The organism is Frankia sp. CeD (assembly GCF_000732115.1).
GTDB lineage: Bacteria > Actinomycetota > Actinomycetes > Frankiales > Frankiaceae > Frankia > Frankia casuarinae.
Genome location: NZ_JPGU01000056.1, coordinates 1 through 18,664, shown reverse-complemented (window position 1 = coordinate 18,664; position 18,664 = coordinate 1). Strand labels below are relative to the sequence as shown.

Annotated in this window: 19 protein-coding genes and 1 pseudogene; 9 read left to right on the top strand and 11 right to left on the bottom strand. The window is 70.4% G+C overall.

Annotated features, from left to right (window positions below):
• Nucleotides 1-315 (bottom strand): annotated as a pseudogene (locus CED_RS19280) (hypothetical protein); the annotation flags it as partial.
• 319 nt (nucleotides 316-634) lie between these two features.
• Here CED_RS19280 and CED_RS19275 point away from each other — a divergent pair.
• Nucleotides 635-1,693, top strand: coding sequence for a cation diffusion facilitator family transporter (locus CED_RS19275; protein ID WP_035913003.1), 1,059 nt, complete (start codon nucleotides 635-637; stop codon nucleotides 1,691-1,693).
• A gap of 96 nt (nucleotides 1,694-1,789) precedes the next feature.
• Here CED_RS19275 and fabG read toward each other — a convergent pair whose 3' ends face one another.
• Nucleotides 1,790-2,506, bottom strand: a complete 717-nt coding sequence (gene fabG, locus CED_RS19270) for a 3-oxoacyl-ACP reductase FabG (protein ID WP_035734332.1) — start codon at nucleotides 2,504-2,506, stop codon at nucleotides 1,790-1,792.
• Between the two features lie 170 nt (nucleotides 2,507-2,676).
• Here fabG and CED_RS19265 point away from each other — a divergent pair, with 170 nt between their 5' ends.
• Nucleotides 2,677-2,970, top strand: coding sequence for a DUF167 domain-containing protein (locus CED_RS19265; RefSeq protein ID WP_011436332.1), 294 nt, complete (start codon nucleotides 2,677-2,679; stop codon nucleotides 2,968-2,970).
• 386 nt (nucleotides 2,971-3,356) lie between these two features.
• Complete coding sequence (locus tag CED_RS19260) at nucleotides 3,357-5,969, top strand: pyruvate dehydrogenase (RefSeq protein WP_369807861.1); 2,613 nt, start codon at nucleotides 3,357-3,359, stop codon at nucleotides 5,967-5,969.
• A 73-nt stretch (nucleotides 5,970-6,042) separates the two neighbouring features.
• Here CED_RS19260 and fabI read toward each other — a convergent pair whose 3' ends face one another.
• From fabI to CED_RS19245, 3 genes are all read right to left on the bottom strand, one after another.
• Nucleotides 6,043-6,816 carry an enoyl-ACP reductase FabI gene (fabI, locus tag CED_RS19255; RefSeq protein WP_035912999.1) on the bottom strand — a complete coding sequence of 258 codons (774 nt, stop codon included), beginning with the start codon at nucleotides 6,814-6,816 and terminating at the stop codon, nucleotides 6,043-6,045.
• Between the two features lie 132 nt (nucleotides 6,817-6,948).
• The gene (locus tag CED_RS19250; RefSeq protein WP_035912995.1) at nucleotides 6,949-8,136 is read right to left on the bottom strand and encodes a cation:proton antiporter; all 1,188 of its coding nucleotides are present in this window, start codon (nucleotides 8,134-8,136) and stop codon (nucleotides 6,949-6,951) included.
• A 28-nt stretch (nucleotides 8,137-8,164) separates the two neighbouring features.
• The gene (locus CED_RS19245; protein ID WP_011436328.1) at nucleotides 8,165-8,647 is read right to left on the bottom strand and encodes a cation:proton antiporter regulatory subunit; all 483 of its coding nucleotides are present in this window, start codon (nucleotides 8,645-8,647) and stop codon (nucleotides 8,165-8,167) included.
• Between the two features lie 342 nt (nucleotides 8,648-8,989).
• Here CED_RS19245 and CED_RS19240 point away from each other — a divergent pair, with 342 nt between their 5' ends.
• On the top strand, nucleotides 8,990-9,457 hold the full coding sequence (locus CED_RS19240; RefSeq protein ID WP_011436327.1) for a PGPGW domain-containing protein: 468 nt from the start codon (nucleotides 8,990-8,992) through the stop codon (nucleotides 9,455-9,457).
• Between the two features lie 11 nt (nucleotides 9,458-9,468).
• Here the strand turns inward: CED_RS19240 and CED_RS19235 are convergent, their stop codons facing one another.
• Complete coding sequence (locus tag CED_RS19235) at nucleotides 9,469-9,867, bottom strand: hypothetical protein (RefSeq protein ID WP_035913008.1); 399 nt, start codon at nucleotides 9,865-9,867, stop codon at nucleotides 9,469-9,471.
• 329 nt (nucleotides 9,868-10,196) lie between these two features.
• On the opposite strand from CED_RS19235, the gene CED_RS19230 reads away from it, so the two are divergent.
• Complete coding sequence (locus CED_RS19230) at nucleotides 10,197-12,083, top strand: glycoside hydrolase family 15 protein (RefSeq protein WP_035913007.1); 1,887 nt, start codon at nucleotides 10,197-10,199, stop codon at nucleotides 12,081-12,083.
• A gap of 116 nt (nucleotides 12,084-12,199) precedes the next feature.
• Nucleotides 12,200-13,483 (top strand): L-2-hydroxyglutarate oxidase, encoded by a 1,284-nt coding sequence (locus tag CED_RS19225; RefSeq protein ID WP_035912993.1) that lies wholly within the window; start codon nucleotides 12,200-12,202, stop codon nucleotides 13,481-13,483.
• A 464-nt stretch (nucleotides 13,484-13,947) separates the two neighbouring features.
• Here the strand turns inward: CED_RS19225 and CED_RS19220 are convergent, their stop codons facing one another.
• On the bottom strand, nucleotides 13,948-14,529 hold the full coding sequence (locus tag CED_RS19220; RefSeq protein WP_035912990.1) for an NADPH-dependent FMN reductase: 582 nt from the start codon (nucleotides 14,527-14,529) through the stop codon (nucleotides 13,948-13,950).
• Nucleotides 14,530-14,811: 282 nt separating this feature from the next.
• Here CED_RS19220 and CED_RS25825 point away from each other — a divergent pair, with 282 nt between their 5' ends.
• Complete coding sequence (locus tag CED_RS25825) at nucleotides 14,812-14,937, top strand: hypothetical protein (protein WP_023840384.1); 126 nt, start codon at nucleotides 14,812-14,814, stop codon at nucleotides 14,935-14,937.
• On the opposite strand, the gene CED_RS19215 is transcribed toward CED_RS25825, so the two are convergent.
• Entirely contained in the window at nucleotides 14,930-15,799 is an 870-nt protein-coding gene (locus CED_RS19215) for an LLM class F420-dependent oxidoreductase (RefSeq protein ID WP_035912988.1), read from the bottom strand. The genes CED_RS25825 and CED_RS19215 overlap by 8 nt on opposite strands.
• Before the next feature lie 64 nt (nucleotides 15,800-15,863).
• Between CED_RS19215 and CED_RS19210 the strand changes: the two genes are divergently transcribed.
• Nucleotides 15,864-16,205 carry a MerR family transcriptional regulator gene (locus CED_RS19210; protein WP_011436321.1) on the top strand — a complete coding sequence of 114 codons (342 nt, stop codon included), beginning with the start codon at nucleotides 15,864-15,866 and terminating at the stop codon, nucleotides 16,203-16,205.
• A 382-nt stretch (nucleotides 16,206-16,587) separates the two neighbouring features.
• Here CED_RS19210 and CED_RS19205 read toward each other — a convergent pair whose 3' ends face one another.
• Together CED_RS19205 and CED_RS19200 are read right to left on the bottom strand one after the other, a co-directional pair.
• Entirely contained in the window at nucleotides 16,588-16,959 is a 372-nt protein-coding gene (locus CED_RS19205) for a DUF86 domain-containing protein (RefSeq protein ID WP_011436320.1), read from the bottom strand.
• Complete coding sequence (locus CED_RS19200) at nucleotides 16,949-17,239, bottom strand: nucleotidyltransferase family protein (protein ID WP_035912985.1); 291 nt, start codon at nucleotides 17,237-17,239, stop codon at nucleotides 16,949-16,951. The genes CED_RS19205 and CED_RS19200 overlap by 11 nt, the downstream gene beginning before the upstream one ends.
• A gap of 277 nt (nucleotides 17,240-17,516) precedes the next feature.
• Here CED_RS19200 and CED_RS19195 point away from each other — a divergent pair, with 277 nt between their 5' ends.
• Nucleotides 17,517-18,044: a transposase gene (locus CED_RS19195; RefSeq protein WP_023840382.1), complete on the top strand. Its 528-nt coding sequence runs from the start codon at nucleotides 17,517-17,519 to the stop codon at nucleotides 18,042-18,044.
• A 409-nt stretch (nucleotides 18,045-18,453) separates the two neighbouring features.
• On the opposite strand, the gene CED_RS19190 is transcribed toward CED_RS19195, so the two are convergent.
• A complete protein-coding gene (locus CED_RS19190) occupies nucleotides 18,454-18,663 on the bottom strand; it encodes a ribbon-helix-helix domain-containing protein (protein WP_063613456.1) in 210 nt (69 codons plus the stop codon).
• Between the last annotated feature and the right edge of the window lies 1 nt (nucleotide 18,664).

The window sequence follows — 18,664 nt, the reverse complement described above, 5'->3', positions numbered from 1 at the left end:
GTAGAAGGCGTATTGGCCGGCGAGGAGTTCGAGGTCGCGACGGTCGGTGCCGGTGACTCTGGTTTCCAACCGGGCTTCCGCATCGTCCCACGCCTGTTCGACGGGTCCGAGTAGATCCGCGTGCGGTGTCGTGGAGTAGATCCGGGTGAGGCGTTGGATGCCCTGGTGGAGCTGGGCGACACTGAGGGGGTCCGGGGTGGACGCGGCGATGGCGCGGGAGATCTGCGCGGCGCGGCTGGTGGCGCCAGTCGTGGCGGTGCTGGCGGNAAGAAGGATGCCGGNGCCGAGTAGGTCACGGCGGCGCGACGGACTCACCTCCTCGCGGGGCGGCCCGCTGCCGGGCTCCGCCTGAGCGGGAACCATGACGGGACGTGATGGTCGTAGTGGACGCTTCCGTGCTCGCCAACGCCCTCGTCTACGCCGACGCCCGACTCGCCCGCACCGCCACCCGCTACTGCACCATCCACCTCGTCGAATAGGCGCGTGTCTCACGTCGGGTATTGCTCTAAGGGCTAAGCACAGACGAGCAACCGAACCGGCGCCAGCGGCCCGCGGTACGCACCGGGACGCAGGTGCAATGGAATGGCAGCTGCCACCATGCCGCATTGATCGTTTTCGTCTATCGTCGCGGAACATGAACAGCGGCCACGAGCATGAGCTCCCCGCCCAAGGGCACGGGCACGGCGGGCACCCGCGCGGCGGACGGCATGACCACCACGCGAGCGGGCGGTGGACGCGGCTTCGTCACGGCCTGTCAGACCTGGCCGGAGGGCACAGCCACGACCCGGCGGACCAGATCGACGACGCGTTGGAAGCCGACACCGCCGGCCGCCGCGCCCTCCTGATCAGCCTGGCCGGTCTCGGGCTGACCGCCGCCCCGCAAGCCGCCGTCGTGGCACTGTCCGGATCGGTCGCGCTCCTCGGCGACACCCTGCACAACGTCGCCGACGCGCTCACCGCGGTCCCCCTGCTCATCGCCTTCACCGTGGCACGCCGCCCGGCCACCGCCCGGTTTACCTACGGCTACGGCCGCGCCGAGGACCTCGCCGGCCTCGCCGTCCTCGCGATGATCGCCCTGTCGAGTGCGCTCACCGCCTGGGCCGCGATCGACCGCCTCCTGCACCCCCAGCGCGTCGGCCATCTGGGAGCGGTCGCCGTGGCCGGGCTCGTCGGCTTCCTCGGCAACGAGATCGTCGCCCGCTACCGCATCAGGATCGGCCATCAGATCGGCTCCGCNGCCCTCGTCGCCGACGGCCTACACGCCCGCACCGACAGTCTCACCAGCCTCGCGGTGCTCCTCGGCGCGGCCGGTGTCGCGGTGGGCTGGCACTGGGCCGACCCCGCCATCGGCCTGGCGATCACCCTGGCGATCCTCGGAGTCCTGCGCTCCGCCGCTCGCGTCGTCGGGGCCCGGCTCATGGACGCCGTCGACCCCGCCGTGGTCGCCGAAGCCACCAGGGCGCTCCTGCACACCGAGGGCATCGAGGCCGTCCGCGAACTGCGGCTGCGCTGGATCGGCCACACCCTGCGCGCCGAAGCCGACGTCACCGTCGATGCGAACCTGACCCTGACCGCCGCTCACGACCTCGCCCACGCCGCCGAAGCCCACCTGCTGCGCCGCATCCGCCGCCTGTCCGCCGCTACCATCCACACCAGCCCCACCCACCACCACGCCGCCACGACGGTCCCCTAAGCCGCACCGCCGATCATGCTCGGTCACGGCGCCGCCGGATCGGTGCCCCGTGCCCAGCTCAGTGCCCCGTGCCCAGCTCAGTGCCCCGTGCCCAGCTCAGTGCCCCATGCTCAGCCCGCCGTCCACGGGGATCAGCGCACCGTTGATGTAACCGGCCTGCGGGGAGGCGAGGAAGGCGACGAGGGCTGCGACGTCCTCGGCCTCACCCATGCGGCCACCGGGGACGCCGGCGGTGAGCTGCTCCCGCTGCGCCTCGGTCAGCGCGTCGGTCATGTCGGTCCGGATCGGCCCCGGAGCGACCACGTTCGAGGTGATGTTGCGCGGAGCCAGCTCGCGGGCGAGGGAACGGGCGAAGCCGATCAGGCCGGCCTTGGACGCCGCGTAGTTGGACTGGCCGGGGCCGCCGACGGAGGCGACGACGGAGGAGATGAAGATGAGCCGACCACGACGCAGCCGCATCATCGGCCGGGAGGCACGCTTGGCCACCCGGTAGGCACCGAGCAGGTTCGTGTCCACGACCTCCTGGAACGCGTCCTCGCTCATCGTCGCCAGCAGGGTGTCCCGCACGATCCCGGCGTTGGACACCACGATCTCCACCGGCCCGAGCTCGGCTTCGATCTCCGTGAACGCCTTGTCGACGCTCTCACTGTTGGCGACATCCAGACGGACGCCCAGCATCCCCGCGGGGGCGGTGCCCCCGCGGCTGGCGACCGCGACCCGCTCACCCGCGGCCGTCAGGGCGGCGGCGCAGGCGGCGCCGATCCCCCGATTACCACCTGTTACCAGTGCGACACGACCCTCATTTGCGCCCATGGGTCGGATGGTAGCGGCCACCGCGTCGAATCCCGGTGTCCGCCGACGATGAGGCCTCAACCGCCGGCCGGCATCGGCTCGGCCACCCTCGCGGTCCTCCCTGGTGTCGCCCCGAACCGGTCACGCGGACCGATCGCACGGGCGGGACGATCCGGGGGGACGATGCGCACATGCGTCTGATGATCCGAGTTCAGCCGGGCGCCGGGCGGACCGCGGTGGGCGGCCGGCGCGAGGACCCGCTGCACGGCCCGCTGCTGATCGTCCGGGTCACCGAGCCTGCCGTCGACGGCCGGGCCACCGAAGCCGCCCTGCGGGCCCTGTGCGCGGCGCTGCGGGTGCGCCGGGGAGATGTCCGGCTGGTCCGCGGCGCGACCGGCCGGGTCAAGGCCGTCGAGGTCGAGGTGGCAGCGGTCGACGAGCCCGCGCTCCGGATCCGGATCGACGAGCTCGGCCGGGACGGCTGACCGCCGGGGCGGCAAGTCCCGCCGCGGCAGTCCTGGCAGGGCGGTTCCGGCATCACCGGGCTGACGCACGACGGCCAACGCCACCGCGATGGAACGCGGATGCTGAAATGGTACGGCCACCGTGGTGAAGGTGGGATACCGACGCGGACACACCATGTGACGGCGACGGGCGCCGCCGATCCGGCCGGCGGCGCAACCTCCGACCGGCACCGCACCACCGCGCGTCCGGACTTTGGGAGGTCGGAGTCGTGGGACGTAGGCCGGTCATGCGCAGGCCCGATGTCAGACCGGTGGAGGCGGCGCACACGCGCTCCGGCCGGGGGGATATGATCATTACACCAGACGACGCCGCGGGGCCGGTCCCGGCCCGGTCCGTGGATCCGCCCGTGCCGGGGACCGACGGTCGGGTCACCCACGACGACCGGGCCGAGGGCGGCGGTCCGCCGGGAGACGCCAGCCCCCCGACCGGACCGACGAACGGAGACGACGTCGTGGGAACCCAGACCTCGCCGACCGCGGCCCGGGCCATCCCGGGGCCCCCAGACCCGGCCATGCCGGGGCCGCCCGGTGGCGTACTCGACCTCGCCGCGCTGGCCGCCGTGGAACGGCGGCTGCGGAGCGTCGCGGCCCGGATCATCGACGGGGACGAACGCGCCGGGCAGCGGCCCGCGGTCGCCGCCGAGTCGGAACGGGCGGCCGTGGCCTCGGTGTCGAGCATCGCCACGGTGCTGTGGTTCGACGCCCTGCGCGCCGAGGACCGCGTCAGTGTGACTCCACGCGCCGCCCCGCTGATCCATGCCGTTCATCACGTCCTGGCGCACGCCAGGCCGACGGCCGAGAAGACGGCAGCCGAGAAGACCACGGCCGCATCGCCCGTCCCCGCCGTCTACCGGCTCCCCCACGTCCGGCCGGGTGAGATCCGTCCGAACGGGGTCCGTTCCGGGCCCGATGGTCGGCCGTTGCGTGCCCTCGGCGCCGGCAACATCGGACCGAGCGGGACGGTCTGGGCGGCGTTGGCACGCCGTTATGCCGGGGAACGCTTCGACCGGACTCCCCGGGGTCGGCAGATCTGTCTGATCGACTACTCCGAGCTGCACGACCCGACCGTCTGGGAAACGATCACCGATGAGCGGGTCGCTCATCTCGGCGAGCTGTTCTGGGTGGTGACGGTGTCCGGCTCCGCGCCGACCGGACCGGTCGGCGGCATCGGCAAGCCCGCCCGCGCGGCGCGCATGTTCGAAGCCGCCGGTTGGCAGGTGCTCACCGTCCGATACGGACGCGTCCTCGAAGCGCTCTTCCGGGCTCCCGGCGGTCACGCGCTTCGCAACCGCCTCGACCAGCTCCCGATGGGCGAGTACCGCGCGCTGCTGCAGGCCCACGGAGCCGACCTGCGCCGCCGGCTCGCCGGTCCCGGTGCGTCCGGCGCCGGCATCAGCCGCCTGCTGGACACCCTCACCGATGACGAGATCCATGCCTGCCTGCGCGATCTCGGTGGCCACGACCTTCCCCTGCTGATCGACGCCTTCGACGAAGTCGCGGCGGACCGGCCCACGGTCCTGTTCGCCTACACCAGCGACGAGCTCGCCCGGGAGGAGCGCTCCCACGACGAACAGACCCACGGCGAACAGACCGCCGACCACGCGTCCGCGGCCCCGTCCGCCGGACCGGGCACGCCGCCGGCCGCCGGCGGTGGCACCCGCCCGGTCCTCCGGCCGGGAGACGACGCCGCGGCCCACCGCCTCGCCCGGCACGTCGCCGGTTACCTGGACCGGGTGCCGGTGCCGCTCGGCGCGGCACCACCCGTGCCGACCGACTCCGACCACCGCTTCCCGGCGTGGATCTCCACCCAGGAGGCATTCGGCGGGATGTTGCGGGACCTACCCCGGCTCGCGCCCCAGGCAGCCACCGCGGTGCTGACCATCAGTACGCGCAACGCCGACCCCGTCCTCGCCGGCTGGCTGGCCGCGGCGGACCGGACCGATGGGGAACAACCGGGCCGGCACGTGGCCGGAGGCCTGTCGGCCACGGCCTTCGGCGGGGTGCTGGCCTCGCTGGGAGTGGCCTGGAGCCGCCAGGGTCTGCCGCTGCTGCCCATCGGAGTCGCCGACGAGGTGGCGGCCGGACGGGTACTGCCCGGCTGGATGGCCGGCGCCACCGCGGACGCCCGATCGATGCTCGCCGTGGCGGACACCGGTCTCGACCCGGTCGTCCGCAACCTGGCCTGGAACGGTGGCAACGTCGTCCCCGCCCCGGTGGCCGCGACCTGGGAACCGGCCTTCGCGCACGATCTCGCCTGGTGCCTGCTGGCCGGCCTCGGCGGGCTGGCCCGCCTCGACGGCACCTCCTGTGTGATCCGGCTCTCCGCCCGCCAGGTCGATCAGCGCCTCGCCGAGGTCCCCGTGGACGCGCTGGAACGGCACCGACGCCGGGCCCTGGTCCTCGCCGGGGGGTACCGGCTCCACGAGGGCGGTCCCGACGCCGCGCTCACCCTCGTCGGGGTGGGTGCGGTCATGCCGGAGGTGCTGCACGCCGCAGCGGAGCTACGCGCCGGCCTCGGCCGGGAGATCACGGCCGTGTGCGTGACCTCCCCGAACGCGATGTTCCACGCGCTGCAGGCCCGGCGCGGGTTGGCCGAGGGTTCCGACGCCCTGCTCACCGAGGTGTTCCCCGCGGACCGGCGCACCCCGATCGTGACGGTGGTCGACGGGGACCCCCGTGCCCTGAGTTTCCTCGCCGGCGTCCACGGAGATCCCATCTCCGCCCTCGGTTCGAGCGCGCCGCTGCCGGAGGCCTCCGGGCCGCCGGGAGGGCCACCGGGAGGGCCACCGGGGGACACCGACCCGGGCTCATCGGCCTCCGGCGCCGGCGGCCACGCCGGTAGCGGCAGCCTTGCCCGGCGGGACACGGCCTCGTCGCGGGACCACCGTCGCCGCCCACCGGTGGAGCTGGACACGATCGTCGGAACGGCCCTGGACCTGCTGGACGAGACGGCAGGCTGATCCGGGCCAGGGACCCCACCGTACCCGGATCCCGGGACCCCGGCCGCGCCCGGACCCCGACGGCCCGCCGTGCTCAGATCCCGACGGCGTGCACGCCGCCGTCGACGTGGACGNTCTCGCCGGTGGTGGCCGGGAACCAGTCCGAGAGCAGCGCCACGCAGGCCTGGGCGGCCGGCGTGGTGTCGTGGACGCTCCAGCCGAGCGGCGCCCGGCCGTCCCAGACCTCCTCGAACTGGCTGAAGCCCGGGATGCTCTTGGCCGCCATGGTCCGCAGCGGGCCGGCCGCGACGAGGTTCACCCGCACGCCCCGGGGTCCCAGATCACGGGCGAGGTAGCGGGTGGCGGAGGCGAGGCCGGCCTTCGCCACGCCCATCCAGTCGTACGACGGCCAGGCGACGGACGCGTCGAAGTCCAGGCCGACGATCGACGCCTTCTCGGCGAACAACGGCAGGGCGGCCCGGGTGAGCGACGCCAGCGACCAGGTGGAGATCTGCAGGGCGGTGCCGACCTCGGACCAGGCCGCCTCGACGAACGGCTTCCCACCGAGCACCGATTCGGGCGCGAACCCGATCGCGTGCAGCACGCCGTCCAGGCCGTCAACATGTTCGAGCACCTGTCCGGCCAGCCCCGCGAGATGCTCTTCGTCGGTGACGTCCAGCTCGACGACGGGCGCCAGGGTGGGCAGTCTCTTGGCGATGCGGCGGGTCAGCGACANCCCCCNCCCGAATCCGCTGAGGACCACCGCCGCACCCTGCTCCTGGGCGATGCGGGCGACGCTGAATGCGATCGAGGCTTCCGTGAGAACACCGGTGACGAGAACGCGCTTACCTTCGAGAAGTCCGCTCATGGGCTGCATACTCCCAAACATCGCCGTCCCGGTAGCGACACCGCTGCCGGGAAGTCGTCCCCGCCGTCAGCGGCGGATGCCGTCGCCCGCAGCCCGTCCACCGTTGCCCGCCCACCACCCGCCCGCTCGGCGCTAGGGCGACCGGGCGGCCTGCAGCCGCCGAGCCGTGCGGATCACCGGTTCGACGAACCGGGCCGCCAGCGGGCCGAGGACGGCCATCAGCAGCACGTAACAGGCGGCAAGCGGGCCCAGCCGGGGTTCGAGGCCGGCCGCCACCGCGAGGCCCGCGATGACGATCGAGAACTCGCCGCGTGCGACGAGGGCGGCCCCGGCCCGGAACCGGCCCATGGTCCCGATTCCCGCCGAGCGGGCGGCCCACCATCCCGTCATGACCTTTGTCGCGACTCCGGCGATCGCGAGCAGGGACCCGGTGAGCAGCGCCGGAGGGATCTCAGCGGGATCGGTCTGCATGCCGAAGAAGACGAAGAAGACCGCCGCGAACAGATCGCGCAGCGGCCGCAGGACCTCCTCTGCACCCTCGGCGACTGGTCCGGACAGGGCGATGCCGACGAGGAACGCACCCACCGCGGCCGACACCTGCATACGCTGGGCGACCCCGGCGACGAACAGGGCCAGCCCCAGGGCCCGGAGCAGCAGGATCTCGTCGTTGCGGTGGGCCTTCGGGTTGAAGACCAGCCGGGTGACCTTCTCGCTGTGCCGCAGCGCGATGTAGAGCACCGCCACCAGGACTCCGAGCGCGATCGCCACGGTCAGCGATCCGCGCACGAACGTGTGATGGGCCAGCAACGCGGTGAGAACCGGCAGGTACACCGCCATGGCGAGGTCCTCGAGCACGAGGACGGACAGAACAACTGGCGTCTCCCGGTTACCGAGCCGCCCGAGGTCCCCCAGCACCTTCGCGATGATCCCCGAGGAGGAGATGGCCGTCACCCCACCCAGAACGACCGCCGCCGTCGGGCCCCAGCCGAGGAGGAACGCGGCGACGACCCCGGGGGTGGCGTTGAGCGCCAGGTCGAGCACCCCGGCCGGCGCCTGTCTGCGCAGCCCGGACAGCAGCTCGTCGGCGGTGTACTCCAGACCGAGGGTAAGCAGCAGGAGGACGACCCCGATCTCCGCGCCGACCCCGATGAACTCCTCGCTGGCACCGAGCGGCAGCAGGCCACCCCGGCCGAACGCCAGCCCACCCACCAGGTACAGGGGAATCGGTGAGACACTGATGCGCAGCGCGAGATGCCCGAGGACTCCTAGGNAAAACAGAATCCCGCCGAGCTCGAGGAAGGTCGTCGCGGTGGAGTGCACGCGGTCCCGACTGCCCTCCCTGCCCGCGTCAGCCGTTGCGGAGCAACATACCGACGGATGCGGTGTTCTCCGGCGTACCGACGACAACGACGACGTCTCCGGCCTCGAATCGGAAGTCCGGCCGCGGGGATGCGAGCACCTGCTGGTCGCGGACGACCGCGACGATGGAGGCGCCGGTGCGGGTACGGGCCTGGGTGTCCCCGAGCTCGCGGCCCACGTAGGGCGAGCCGGGCAGGATCACGATCTGCTCACCGACGAGCCCGGCGAAGGCACGGTTGAGGTCGGCGAGCTTCTCGACGATGCGCGGGGCACCGAGCAGCTCGGAGAGCACGTCGCCCTCCTCCGGCGTCAGCGCGATGGACTCACGCGAGGCGTCCGGGTCGTCCGCGTCATAGATCACGAGGTCCCGGCGCCCGTGATGATGGGACACGACTCCGAGCCGGCGGCCGCTGCGCGTCGCGAAGTCATGCCGCAGCCCGATGCCAGGCAGCGCGGTCTCCTCGATCTCCACAGCAACCTCTCCGGCGCTCCGATGGCCTGCCTTCCCACGAAGGCCCAGATGACCAGCCCCATCACACAGTAGTCAACCATCCGCGACCGCGCCTGGACGGTGTGCCCGCCCGGCCCCTACCCCACGGAGCGCGGGGATCCGCGGATCCGCGCGCTCCGTCGGCGTGTCGGCATCACGACACGTATCGGTCGAGGAGGTCGAGGAGATCCCCGCCACGATGTTCTTGCGTGACGCGTTATGACGGAAGAACGTCGCAGTAGGACAATGCCGCAGTAGAGCAGCGTCGCAGTAGAGCACCCTCTCCTCGCCCCGCCCACGATCCACTCAGGAGGGTTACCCGACGTGCTGACCCGAAGCGCCCGCCTGTTCCGCCGGATCGCCCTGACCGTACTGGGTCTCGGCGTCCTCGGCCTCGGGATCGCGATGTTGGCGCTGCCGGGTCCGGGATTCCTCGTCGTGGCGCTCGGGTTCTTCATCCTGAGTCTGGAGTACGAGTGGGCGCGCAGCCGTTTCGAGCAGGCCCGACGCAAGGCCGCCGACCTCGCCGATCAGGCGGCCGCGAACCGGTTCTCGTCGGCGTTCACGATTCTGTTCGCGCTGGGGATGATCGCTGCGGGAATCGCGTGGATCGTGGTCGACACCCTTCCCGCGTCCTCCGGGTGGTCCGGCGGAAGCCTGATCCTCAGTGGGCTCGTCATCCTGACCACCATGATCGTGAGTCTCTGGCAGACGAAGGAGGCCCGCGATGCCGGCCGGCCCACGCCCGCCGAACTCCTCGCCCGGCGGGAGCTGGAGAAGAGTCGATCCTGATGGGCGAAAATCTACTGGCCCTGGGTGACCTGATTGATTCCGAGTACGTGCGGCTGGGCGTACACACACTTGTACAGGGCCGCGCGGTCGGCGGTCGACGCCTTCGCGACGTCGTACCGCAGCGGATAGATCCGGCTGGTGGCCAGCTGGTTGCGGTCCTTCGGCAGCTGGATGGCCCTGCCCACCGAGGGGCACGCGGCGCGCACCGCGTCCTTCTGCGCCTCGGTGGCTCCCGGGGCGAAGTACACGACGGCCTCCTGTTGCGGCGGCGGCCCGTCCAACGTCGCGTAGATCCCNAAAACGATCAGGCCGATGGTGGCGAGTACCGCCACGACGACCATCGTCCGGCGCCGAGGGTCGGCCAGGTAGCGAGCGGCACGGGCGGCAGCAGGTGACGACGGTGGGGCCACGTGGTGAGTCCTGTCACATCGGGGAAGGAAATCTGGTCCGGACGACGGCTGGAGCACCGCCATGACCGGACCCCCAACGTAGTCCGCCGAGCGGGTCCGTAAGGTAAACGCCCTCATGAGGCTTAGCGACCTCCGCCACGGGTGACCGCCGGCCCGCCGCTGCGCGGCGTGCTCGTACCGGTTCACCGTCGACCGGCGGCGCTGTGCCCGCGATCGCGCCCAACGGCGGGCGACCCCGATGACATCGACCTCGATGATCATCAATTATTCGACGATCATCGATCCAGCGATGATCACAACCAGTGGACCATGGGAGCGAGGAACAGGTCGTGCCATCCCTGATCGAGGACTACGCGCTGATCGGCGACACCCACTCCGCGGCGCTCGTGTCGCGCACCGGGTCGATCGACTGGCTGTGCCTGCCCCGATTCGACTCGCCGTCGTGCTTCGCCGCCCTGCTCGGCGACTCCGAGGCGGGCCACTGGAAGATCGCTCCCGTCGAGCCGGTCCTGGGCGTCAGCCGGCGCTACCGGGGCGACACGCTGGTCCTGGAGACGGACATGACGACCGCGTCCGGCACCGTGCGCATCGTCGACGCGATGTTTCCCCGCGCAGGCACGCACACCGTGCTCCGCCTGGTCGAATGCCTCGAAGGCGCGGTCCACCTGCGATCGGAGACCCGGTTTCGCTTCGACTACGGCTCCATCGTGCCGTGGGTCCGCCGGGTGGACGAGCACACCATGTCGGCGGTGGCCGGGCCGGATGCGGTCACCCTGCGGACGACCGCCCCGATGGAGGGGCACGACATGGCCACCTACGCCGACTTCCACGTCGCCGCCGGCCAGTCGGTACCGTTCTCATTGACCTGGACCCCCTCCCATCAGACTCCCCCGCCGTCCCACGACGTCCGGCGCATGATCACCCTCACCGAGGCGTGGTGGTCGGACTGGATGGCGGGCTGCACCTACGACGGCCAGTGGCAGCCGGCCGTCCGCCGGTCGCTGATCACCCTCAAGGCGCTCACCTACGCCCCGACCGGAGGGATCGTCGCCGCCGTCACGACCTCGTTGCCGGAGCACATCGGCGGCGTGCGCAACTGGGACTACCGGTACTGCTGGCTTCGGGACGCGACGATCACGCTGCTCGCCCTGCTCGACGCCGGGTTCACCAGCGAGGCGACCGCATGGCGGGAGTGGCTGCTGCGCGCGGTCGCCGGTGACCCCTCCCGGGTACAGATCATGTACGGCGTTGCCGGGGAACGCCGGCTGCCCGAATACGAGATCCCGTGGCTACCGGGGTACGAGAACTCCGCCCCGGNGCGGGTCGGCAACGCCGCCGTCGACCAGTTCCAGCTCGACGTCTACGGCGAGGTCCTCGACGCCCTGCATGTCGCGCGGGTCGCGGTCGCCAACCGTCGCCAGACCGTGCCTGGGCTGGCGCTCCCCGGCGGGCAGACCATCACCGAGAGCCATGCGGACGACTCCTGGCCGCTGCAGACCAAGCTGATGGACTTCCTCGAGACCGGCTGGCGGAAGACCGACGAGGGCATCTGGGAGGTGCGCGGCCCCCGCCGCCACTTCGTCCACTCGAAGGTGATGGCCTGGGTCGCGGCCGACCGGGCGGTACGCGGGATCGTTGAGTCCCGGCTACCGGGCCCTGTCGACCGCTGGTCGGCGCTGCGGGACGAGATCCACGCGGAGGTCTGTACCCGTGGGTTCGACTCCGAACGCAACACCTTCACCCAGTTCTACGGCTCCAAGGAACTCGACGCGGCGCTGCTGTACATGCCGCTGGTGGGGTTCCTGCCCGCCACCGACCCCCGCGCCGTGGGAACAGTCGCCGCCATCGAGCGGGAGCTGATGGAGGACGGGTTCGTCCTGCGGTATCCGACGGCCGAGGACGGCGCGGTCGACGGACTGCCCGCGGGCGAGGGCGCCTTCCTGGCCTGCACCTTCTGGTTGGCCGACAACTACGCCCTGTCCGGGCGGGTCCACGAGGCTCAGGAACTGTTCGAACGCCTGCTGTCGTTGCGTAACGACGTCGGGCTCCTCGCGGAGGAGTACGACCCCAGGCTGGGCCGGATGACGGGCAACTTCCCGCAGGCGTTCAGCCACGTCCCCCTGGTCAACACCGCGCGGACGCTCACCGACGCGCTGCGCGGCACACCGCGCTCGCGCACCGACCGGGCCCACCCGCCCGGCCACTTCTTCGGCTGAGCCCGCGGGACACCCGACTGACTACCGGCTCGTAACATACCGTGCACGCCGATACTGGATTCGTACGATCGGCGTGATCGGGATTCACGTTTTCGACGGACGGACAGGGGACGGGCGTGGTAGGTCGCATCGCGGTGATCGGCGGTGGAATTCTCGGGCTGGCGGNCGCCCNTCGGCTCGGGNAGGNCGAANCGGGNTCGGCCGTGACGGTGTTCGAGAAGGAACAGGACATCGCCCGGCATCAGACCGGCCGCAACAGCGGCGTCGTCCACGCCGGTCTCTACTACGTCCCAGGTTCGCTCAAAGCGACCCTGTGCCGCCGTGGGGTCGGGCTGCTGCGGGAGTTCTGCGCCACGCACCGCATCCGGTACGACGAGTGCGGCAAGATCGTGGTCGCCGTCGACAACAGCGAGCTCGAACGGTTGGCCGAGATCGAGAAGCGGGCGACGGCGAACGGCGTACCGCGGACCCGGATGCTCGACGCCGACGAGCTGCGGTCCGTCGAACCCCACGCCCGCGGGGTCGCCGCCCTGCACTCACCCACCACCGCCATCGTCGACTATCCCGGGGTCGCGCGGGCCCTGCGTACCGAGATCGTCGCCGCTGGCGGGGCCGTGCGCACCGGAGCCGAAGTGATCGGGGTGGAGGATCGTCCAGCCGGCGTCCACCTTCGCCTCACGGTCGCCGGAACCGCGCGCGCGCGGCCCAACGGCAATCACGAGATGGCGTCCCGCAACGGTGGCCGGGTCGCCGTCGTCTCCGAAAGCGTCGGGCCGTTCGACCTGCTGATCTCCTGTGCCGGGCTGCAGTCGGATCTGGTGGCGACACTGACCGGCGAGGACGCCTCCCCGCAGATCGTTCCCTTCCGGGGCGACTACTGGCTGCTGCGCCCCGAGCGGCGTGGCCTCGTCCATGGGCTGATCTATCCGGTTCCGGATCCGCGATATCCCTTCCTCGGTATCCATCTCACCAAGCGCATCGACGGGGAGATCCTGGTCGGGCCGAACGCGGTGCTGGCCACTGCCCGAGAGGGGTACACGGTCGGCACCGTCCAGGGCGCTGACCTGCGACGGACGCTCGCCTGGCCGGGGTTCCACAAGATGGCGAAGACCCACTGGAAGACCGGCGCCAAGGAGATGCTGCGCACGGCGAGCAAGCGGGCCTTCGTCGCCGAGGCCCGGCGCTATGTCCCCGAGCTGCGGGCCACCGACGTGGTTCGTGGCCCCGCGGGAGTCCGGGCCCAGGCCGTCGCCCGCGACGGTAGCCTCGTCGACGACTTCGTCCTGTCCCACAACGGGCGGGTCGTGCATGTCCGTAACGCGCCATCTCCCGGCGCGACGGCGTCGTTGGCGATCGCTGAGCACATCGTCAGCAAAATCGTTCCTGAACGGGCCAGCTGACCGGCCTGAGAAACCGACAAGCCCGAGATTGACAATCCCGCGGCAACCCGTGCATCAAACCCGACGCGGCCGCCCACCAGGCCACGGCAGACGCTGGGATGGGCGAAGCCGGTCGAGGTTTTCAACGATTTACTGGCGAAGCACGCGTCGCCGTGACCGCTTGATTCCACACAGGTATTGGCGGCTCTCCGCAGTTCAAACCAGTCGTGGAAGTCGGACAGCTCCCGGGACACGGTCCTCCCCTGTCCTCGAGCGATCAACCCGGACCGGGTCCAGATTCCCTCTCGCTCCTTGAGGCCGATGTGACCTCTGGTCGAGGATGGCGCAATGGCGTGGTGGGACCGGCCGCCCGGAGCGGAGGCTCCCCCGCCCCGGGCGGCGCGTCCGAAGGGACCGGACACCGGTATACCGCCGTCGGGATGCGTCGACGGCGGTATACCGGCAGACCCGCGCAGGGCCGCCGTTCACACCGTGTAGGGACGCTTCTCCCTGGCCTCCGCGAGCGCGACCGCCCACCACTCGAGTTGCCTGATCAGGGTCTGGGCAGCGGTGTTGCAGCCTTCGGGATCCTTGGGCGTGCCATCGGCGTGGAACCGGTCCCAGGCACCGTGGAAGCTGACCGTATCGCGGATGGTGACCGCGTGCAGCTCGGCGAAANCCTGGCGCAGGTGCTCCNCCGCGCGCAGGCCGCCCGCCTGGCCGCCGTAGGAAACGAAACCCACCGGCTTCGCCTGCCACTCGGTGTAATGCCAGTCGATGACATTCTTGAGAACGGCCGGGTAACTGTGGTTGTACTCGGGGGTGATCACGACGAAGGCGTCGGCCGCGGCAAGCTGCCGGGTGACGTCCGCTAGCTCCGCGACTTCTGGACCGCTGGAGGTACCCAGCCTCTCCGGCAGCCTGACGTCATCGAGATCGACGACGCTCGTGACGATCGAATCGTGGGCGGATACCTGCTTGATGAACCACTGGGCGACCACCGGGGCGAAACGTCCTACCCTGTTGCTTCCAATAACTACCGCGAGGTTGGTGGGCTGATCGAGCATGAAAGTCCCCTATTCCGCGGATCGGCGAGATCCGCTCTCGCCAGCAGGCGCCCGGAACTCTAAAACCTCAACCATGATTGAAGTCAAGGCCCCCGGACAGTGGGGCGAGCTGCTGTACGGGCGATACACGGGAAAGATGAGCGACTCGGCCCGGGGCCGCTGCGACAGCATCCCGAACGCCACTTCTCGGCTCCGTTGACCTCAACCATGGTGGAGGTTGCAGGCTCTGTGAGGTCACCGCCCGTCACCAGATGCAGCAGGGCGCTTCGAGGGAGAGTAAGGATGCCAGCACTGGCCGCGCCCACCCAGGGGCCGGAACTCAGCCGGACGGCAACCCGGGTGGTCCTCGTCGGGCTCCTGGCCGGTGTGTTCATGTCCGCTCTGGACAGCACGACCATGGTCAGGTAGTTGGCTGCTTGACGCTGCCTCCGGCCCTGGCCAGCGGTCCCAGCTGGTCCAGCGCGCGCAGCGTCGCGTCGGCGTCGGTGATGGTGATGGTGAGCAGCCCGAACAGGGCGCGACGGACACCACGAGCGCGCAGCCTCTCGAGCGTGGCCTCGTCGGGATCCATGAGCGGAACGGTCACCGGTGGCGTCGCCACCCCGGCCCGGTCCGCCTCCTCGGCCAGCTCGTCCAGGCCTTGGATCAGCTGGTCGACCGGAAGGGGTGGAGTGAGCCAGCCGTCGCGCCCGGCGATGATCCGGCGGAAGGTCGTCGGGCCCCATCCCCCGATCCAGACCGGCGGATACGGTCGCTGCACAGGCTTGGGCCACTGGAAGACCGGATCGAAATCGACGAAGCGACCGTGGANCTCCGCCTCCTCGGTGGTCCAAAGCGCCTTCACCGCGGCCAGCCGCTCCCGCATCAGCGCCATTCGAGTCGCCGGGTCGGTGCCGTGGTTGCGCATCTCCTCACGCAGCCAGCCGGCGCCGACGCCGAGTTCGAAACGGCCCTCGCTGACCAGGTCCAGGCTGGCCGCTTCCTTCGCCAACAGGAGCGGGTCCCGCTGGACCACGAGCGCGACCGCGGTGCCCACGCGCAACCGGGTGGTCGCGGTCGCCGCGGCCGTCAGACTGACGAAAGGATCAAGATTTCGGTAGTAGTCGCGGGGAATCTCGCCAAGCTCGGGGTGCGGTGTCTCCCGTCGGGCGGGGATGTGGGTGTGCTCGGTGACGAACAGTGATTCGAAGCCGCGCTCCTCGATCACCCGGGCGAGCTGAGCAGGCCTGATCTGTTCGTCAGTGACCGCGGTGAAGATCCCGATATCCATGCGTCGCACCGTAGAGTCTGCCATCAGTGTCAGGGTCAAGAGCGAGGGCTGGAGGCTGGTCCTGATGTTGATCGGCGAGCTGTCGACACAAACCGGCGCCAGCGTGCGGTCCTTGCGCCATTACGAGAAGAACGGACTGCTCGTGGCGGAGCGCGGCGCCAACGGCTACCGCCATTTCCCGGAGTCCGCGGTGGAGACGGTGGCCCGGATCCAGGTGCTGCTCGGCGCCGGACTGTCGGTGGCGACGATCCGCCAGGTGCTGCCCTGCACCATCGACGCGACGCCGCGGATCGTGCCGTGTGCCCAGCTGTCGGCGACACTGCGCCGCGAGCTGGACCGGCTGGAGCTACAGGCCGCGTACCTCGATCGCGCACGTTTCCTGATCTCGACGATGCTCGCGGCCTGAGCGCCACAGGAAGTAGCCGGGCCTCCGGGGCGCAGAACCCGTCAGCCGCCGATACTAGTGGACCTAACGCACCACGATAAGAACCGGTCAATCTTGGTTGCTGGCCCTGAAATCACCGTCCGGCCGGTCGCCACACGTGCCCCGAACAGGGACGATGCTCGGTGACCACGCCGACCGGAACATCGCCTACCGGGTAGAACACGTGTTCCGAACACCTGGCGGTTCCGGGCACTTCCGGGCTTCCTGGTGACCGTGCGCGTTGGGCACCGTGGTCGCGTCCACCCTCCTCTTCCGCCTCTGAATGTGCCCGTGCTCGGGTCGCGGTCGCGCCGAGGAGGGGTGATGGTCAGAACGTCCGCACCCGGGGGCGATGTACCCGCGGTCAGTGCGGCTGATCGAGCTGACTGGCGACGAGCGGGAACTCTGCCTTCAGGAGCGTTGCCAGTTGCTCCTGAAGCTCGCGCAGCGCGGTCGTGGCGATGCGCCACACGATTGACCAGTCGACCTCGAAGTACGCGTGAACAGCGATGTTGCGGAAGCCCGTGACGGACCGCCACGGCACATCCGGCCAGCGGTCGCGGATCTCGGGCGAGACTCGACCGGCTGCCTCGCCGATCACCAGGAGCTTCTGCAGAACGGCGCTCTGGATCAGGTCGCTCGCCAGGAAGGCGGCCTCGTCGACGTCCTGGACGAACGTCGTCGCGGCAGCCGCCGCTTCGATCATGTCGACGAGGTAGAGCTCGTCACGCCGCATAGAGGACCCGAGCCTCCGCGAGTACCCGGTCGCGGATGACCCACTTCAGCCGGGACTTGGGTACCAGGTCGACGTGCCGACCGACGATCTTTTCGAGCTCGTCCCGAAGATCGACGATCTCGAAGCCAAGCTTCGAGTCGGGCGCCAGCACATACAGCAGGTCGACGTCCGAGGAGTCGGTGTCGTCGCCACGAGCCACCGAGCCGAAGACGGAGAGCTCGGCGACCCCGTAGCGTCGGCACACCTCGGCGATCCGGCTGTCACGAAGGTCGACGGTCACCTCGCCATTATCGCCTCCAGGCAGCCACGACCGCACGGCTCGGACACCGCCTCCAACGAGGTGACCTGACCCCGTCCGAGGAACAAGAAGGCCGGGGCGACCAGCGGTGCGCCCAAGAGATCACCTTCCGGACGGGTCACGCGGCACACGTCCGGGGCTACGAATTCTTGTTCGGGGAGGTAGCGCGTTAGCCAACTGGCGGCATCTCATGCCAGGGTGACCATTCGGACCAGGCTTCCCAGTTGGGACGGTCATCGTCGGCGAGCCAGTTCCATGCGTGGGGCTTTGCGACCGGCCCCGCTCGGGGCGGCCGCGGCGGATCAGCGAGCTGGAGCGCGCCGAGCTGACCCGTCGCGGCCTGACCGGGGACATCTCGGCCTCCAGCGTGCGACGGATCCTCGCGGAGCATCCGGTCAAGCCCTGGCGCTACCAAAGCTGGATCTTCCCGCGGGACCCGGAGTTCACCGCGAAGGCCACCGTCGTCCTCGACCTTTACCAGGGCCAGCCGCTCGGCCCGAACGACCGGGTGATCTCCGTGGACGCCAAGCCGTCCATCCAGGCCCGCGCCCGGATCCACCCGACCGCTCCACCCGCCCCGGGGCGGGTCATCCGGGTCGAGCACGAGTACGAACGCCACGGCGCGCTCGCCCTGCTCGCCGCGCTCGACGTCCACACCGGACAGATCACCGCCACTACCCCGCCGACGAGCGGCATCGCCCCGTTCATGGCCCTGCTCGGCCAGATCATGGCCCAGGACCGGTACAAGAAGGCGGACCGAGTGTTCGTCATCGTCGACAACCACTAAGTTCTGCGCGAACCGCTGGTCCGATCTCTTCGACCTGCCTGTTCTGCCTTCCACCCACAAGCCGGATCGATCGATCAAACCTATTTGCCCAGGTCAGATGCCAACTACACGGCGTAGTGGACCATGTGTACCAGCATCCGAACCGTTTGATCTTGGTTGCTGGCCCTGAATTTACTGTCCGACCGGTCGCTACCCGGGCTCTCACCAGGAAGGATGCCCAGTGACCGCACCGGTCACTATGTCATCTAGCGAATCGAACACATGTCCCGAACTCCTAGTGGTGTCGGACGCTTCGGCCCGTCTCGCGACCGTGATCGTGGGTGTCGTGGTTGGGTCGACGGTTTGTGGTCGGGTTCGGGAGATGTGATGCGCCGTGAGGTCGCACTGAGCGCGATATGACCCGGTCTGGTCAGGCGACGTCGAGCCAGGCGCGGAGAGCCTGGCGGATGACATCGCTGGCGTTGGTGTGCTCGGCTTGGGCGCGGGCGCTGAGCGCGGCGCGCAGTTCGGGGTCGAGGCGGACGGGGACCACCTCGCCCGGGGCGGAGCCGAGGGGCCGGCGTCCGCCGCGGCGGTGGAGGTGGGCGACGTCGTAGCCGGTCTCGGCCTCGGCGGCCAGG

Excerpts from the sequence above, each read along its gene's own strand:
- CED_RS19210 (WP_011436321.1), top strand. The coding sequence starts at position 15,864 with ATGTTGATCGGCGAGCTGTCGACACAAACCGGCGCCAGCGTGCGGTCC.
- CED_RS19205 (WP_011436320.1), bottom strand. The coding sequence starts at position 16,959 with ATGCGGCGTGACGAGCTCTACCTCGTCGACATGATCGAAGCGGCGGCT.
- fabG (WP_035734332.1), bottom strand. The coding sequence starts at position 2,506 with ATGGGCGCAAATGAGGGTCGTGTCGCACTGGTAACAGGTGGTAATCGG.
- CED_RS25825 (WP_023840384.1), top strand. The coding sequence starts at position 14,812 with ATGCCAGCACTGGCCGCGCCCACCCAGGGGCCGGAACTCAGCCGGACG.
- CED_RS19265 (WP_011436332.1), top strand. The coding sequence starts at position 2,677 with ATGCGTCTGATGATCCGAGTTCAGCCGGGCGCCGGGCGGACCGCGGTG.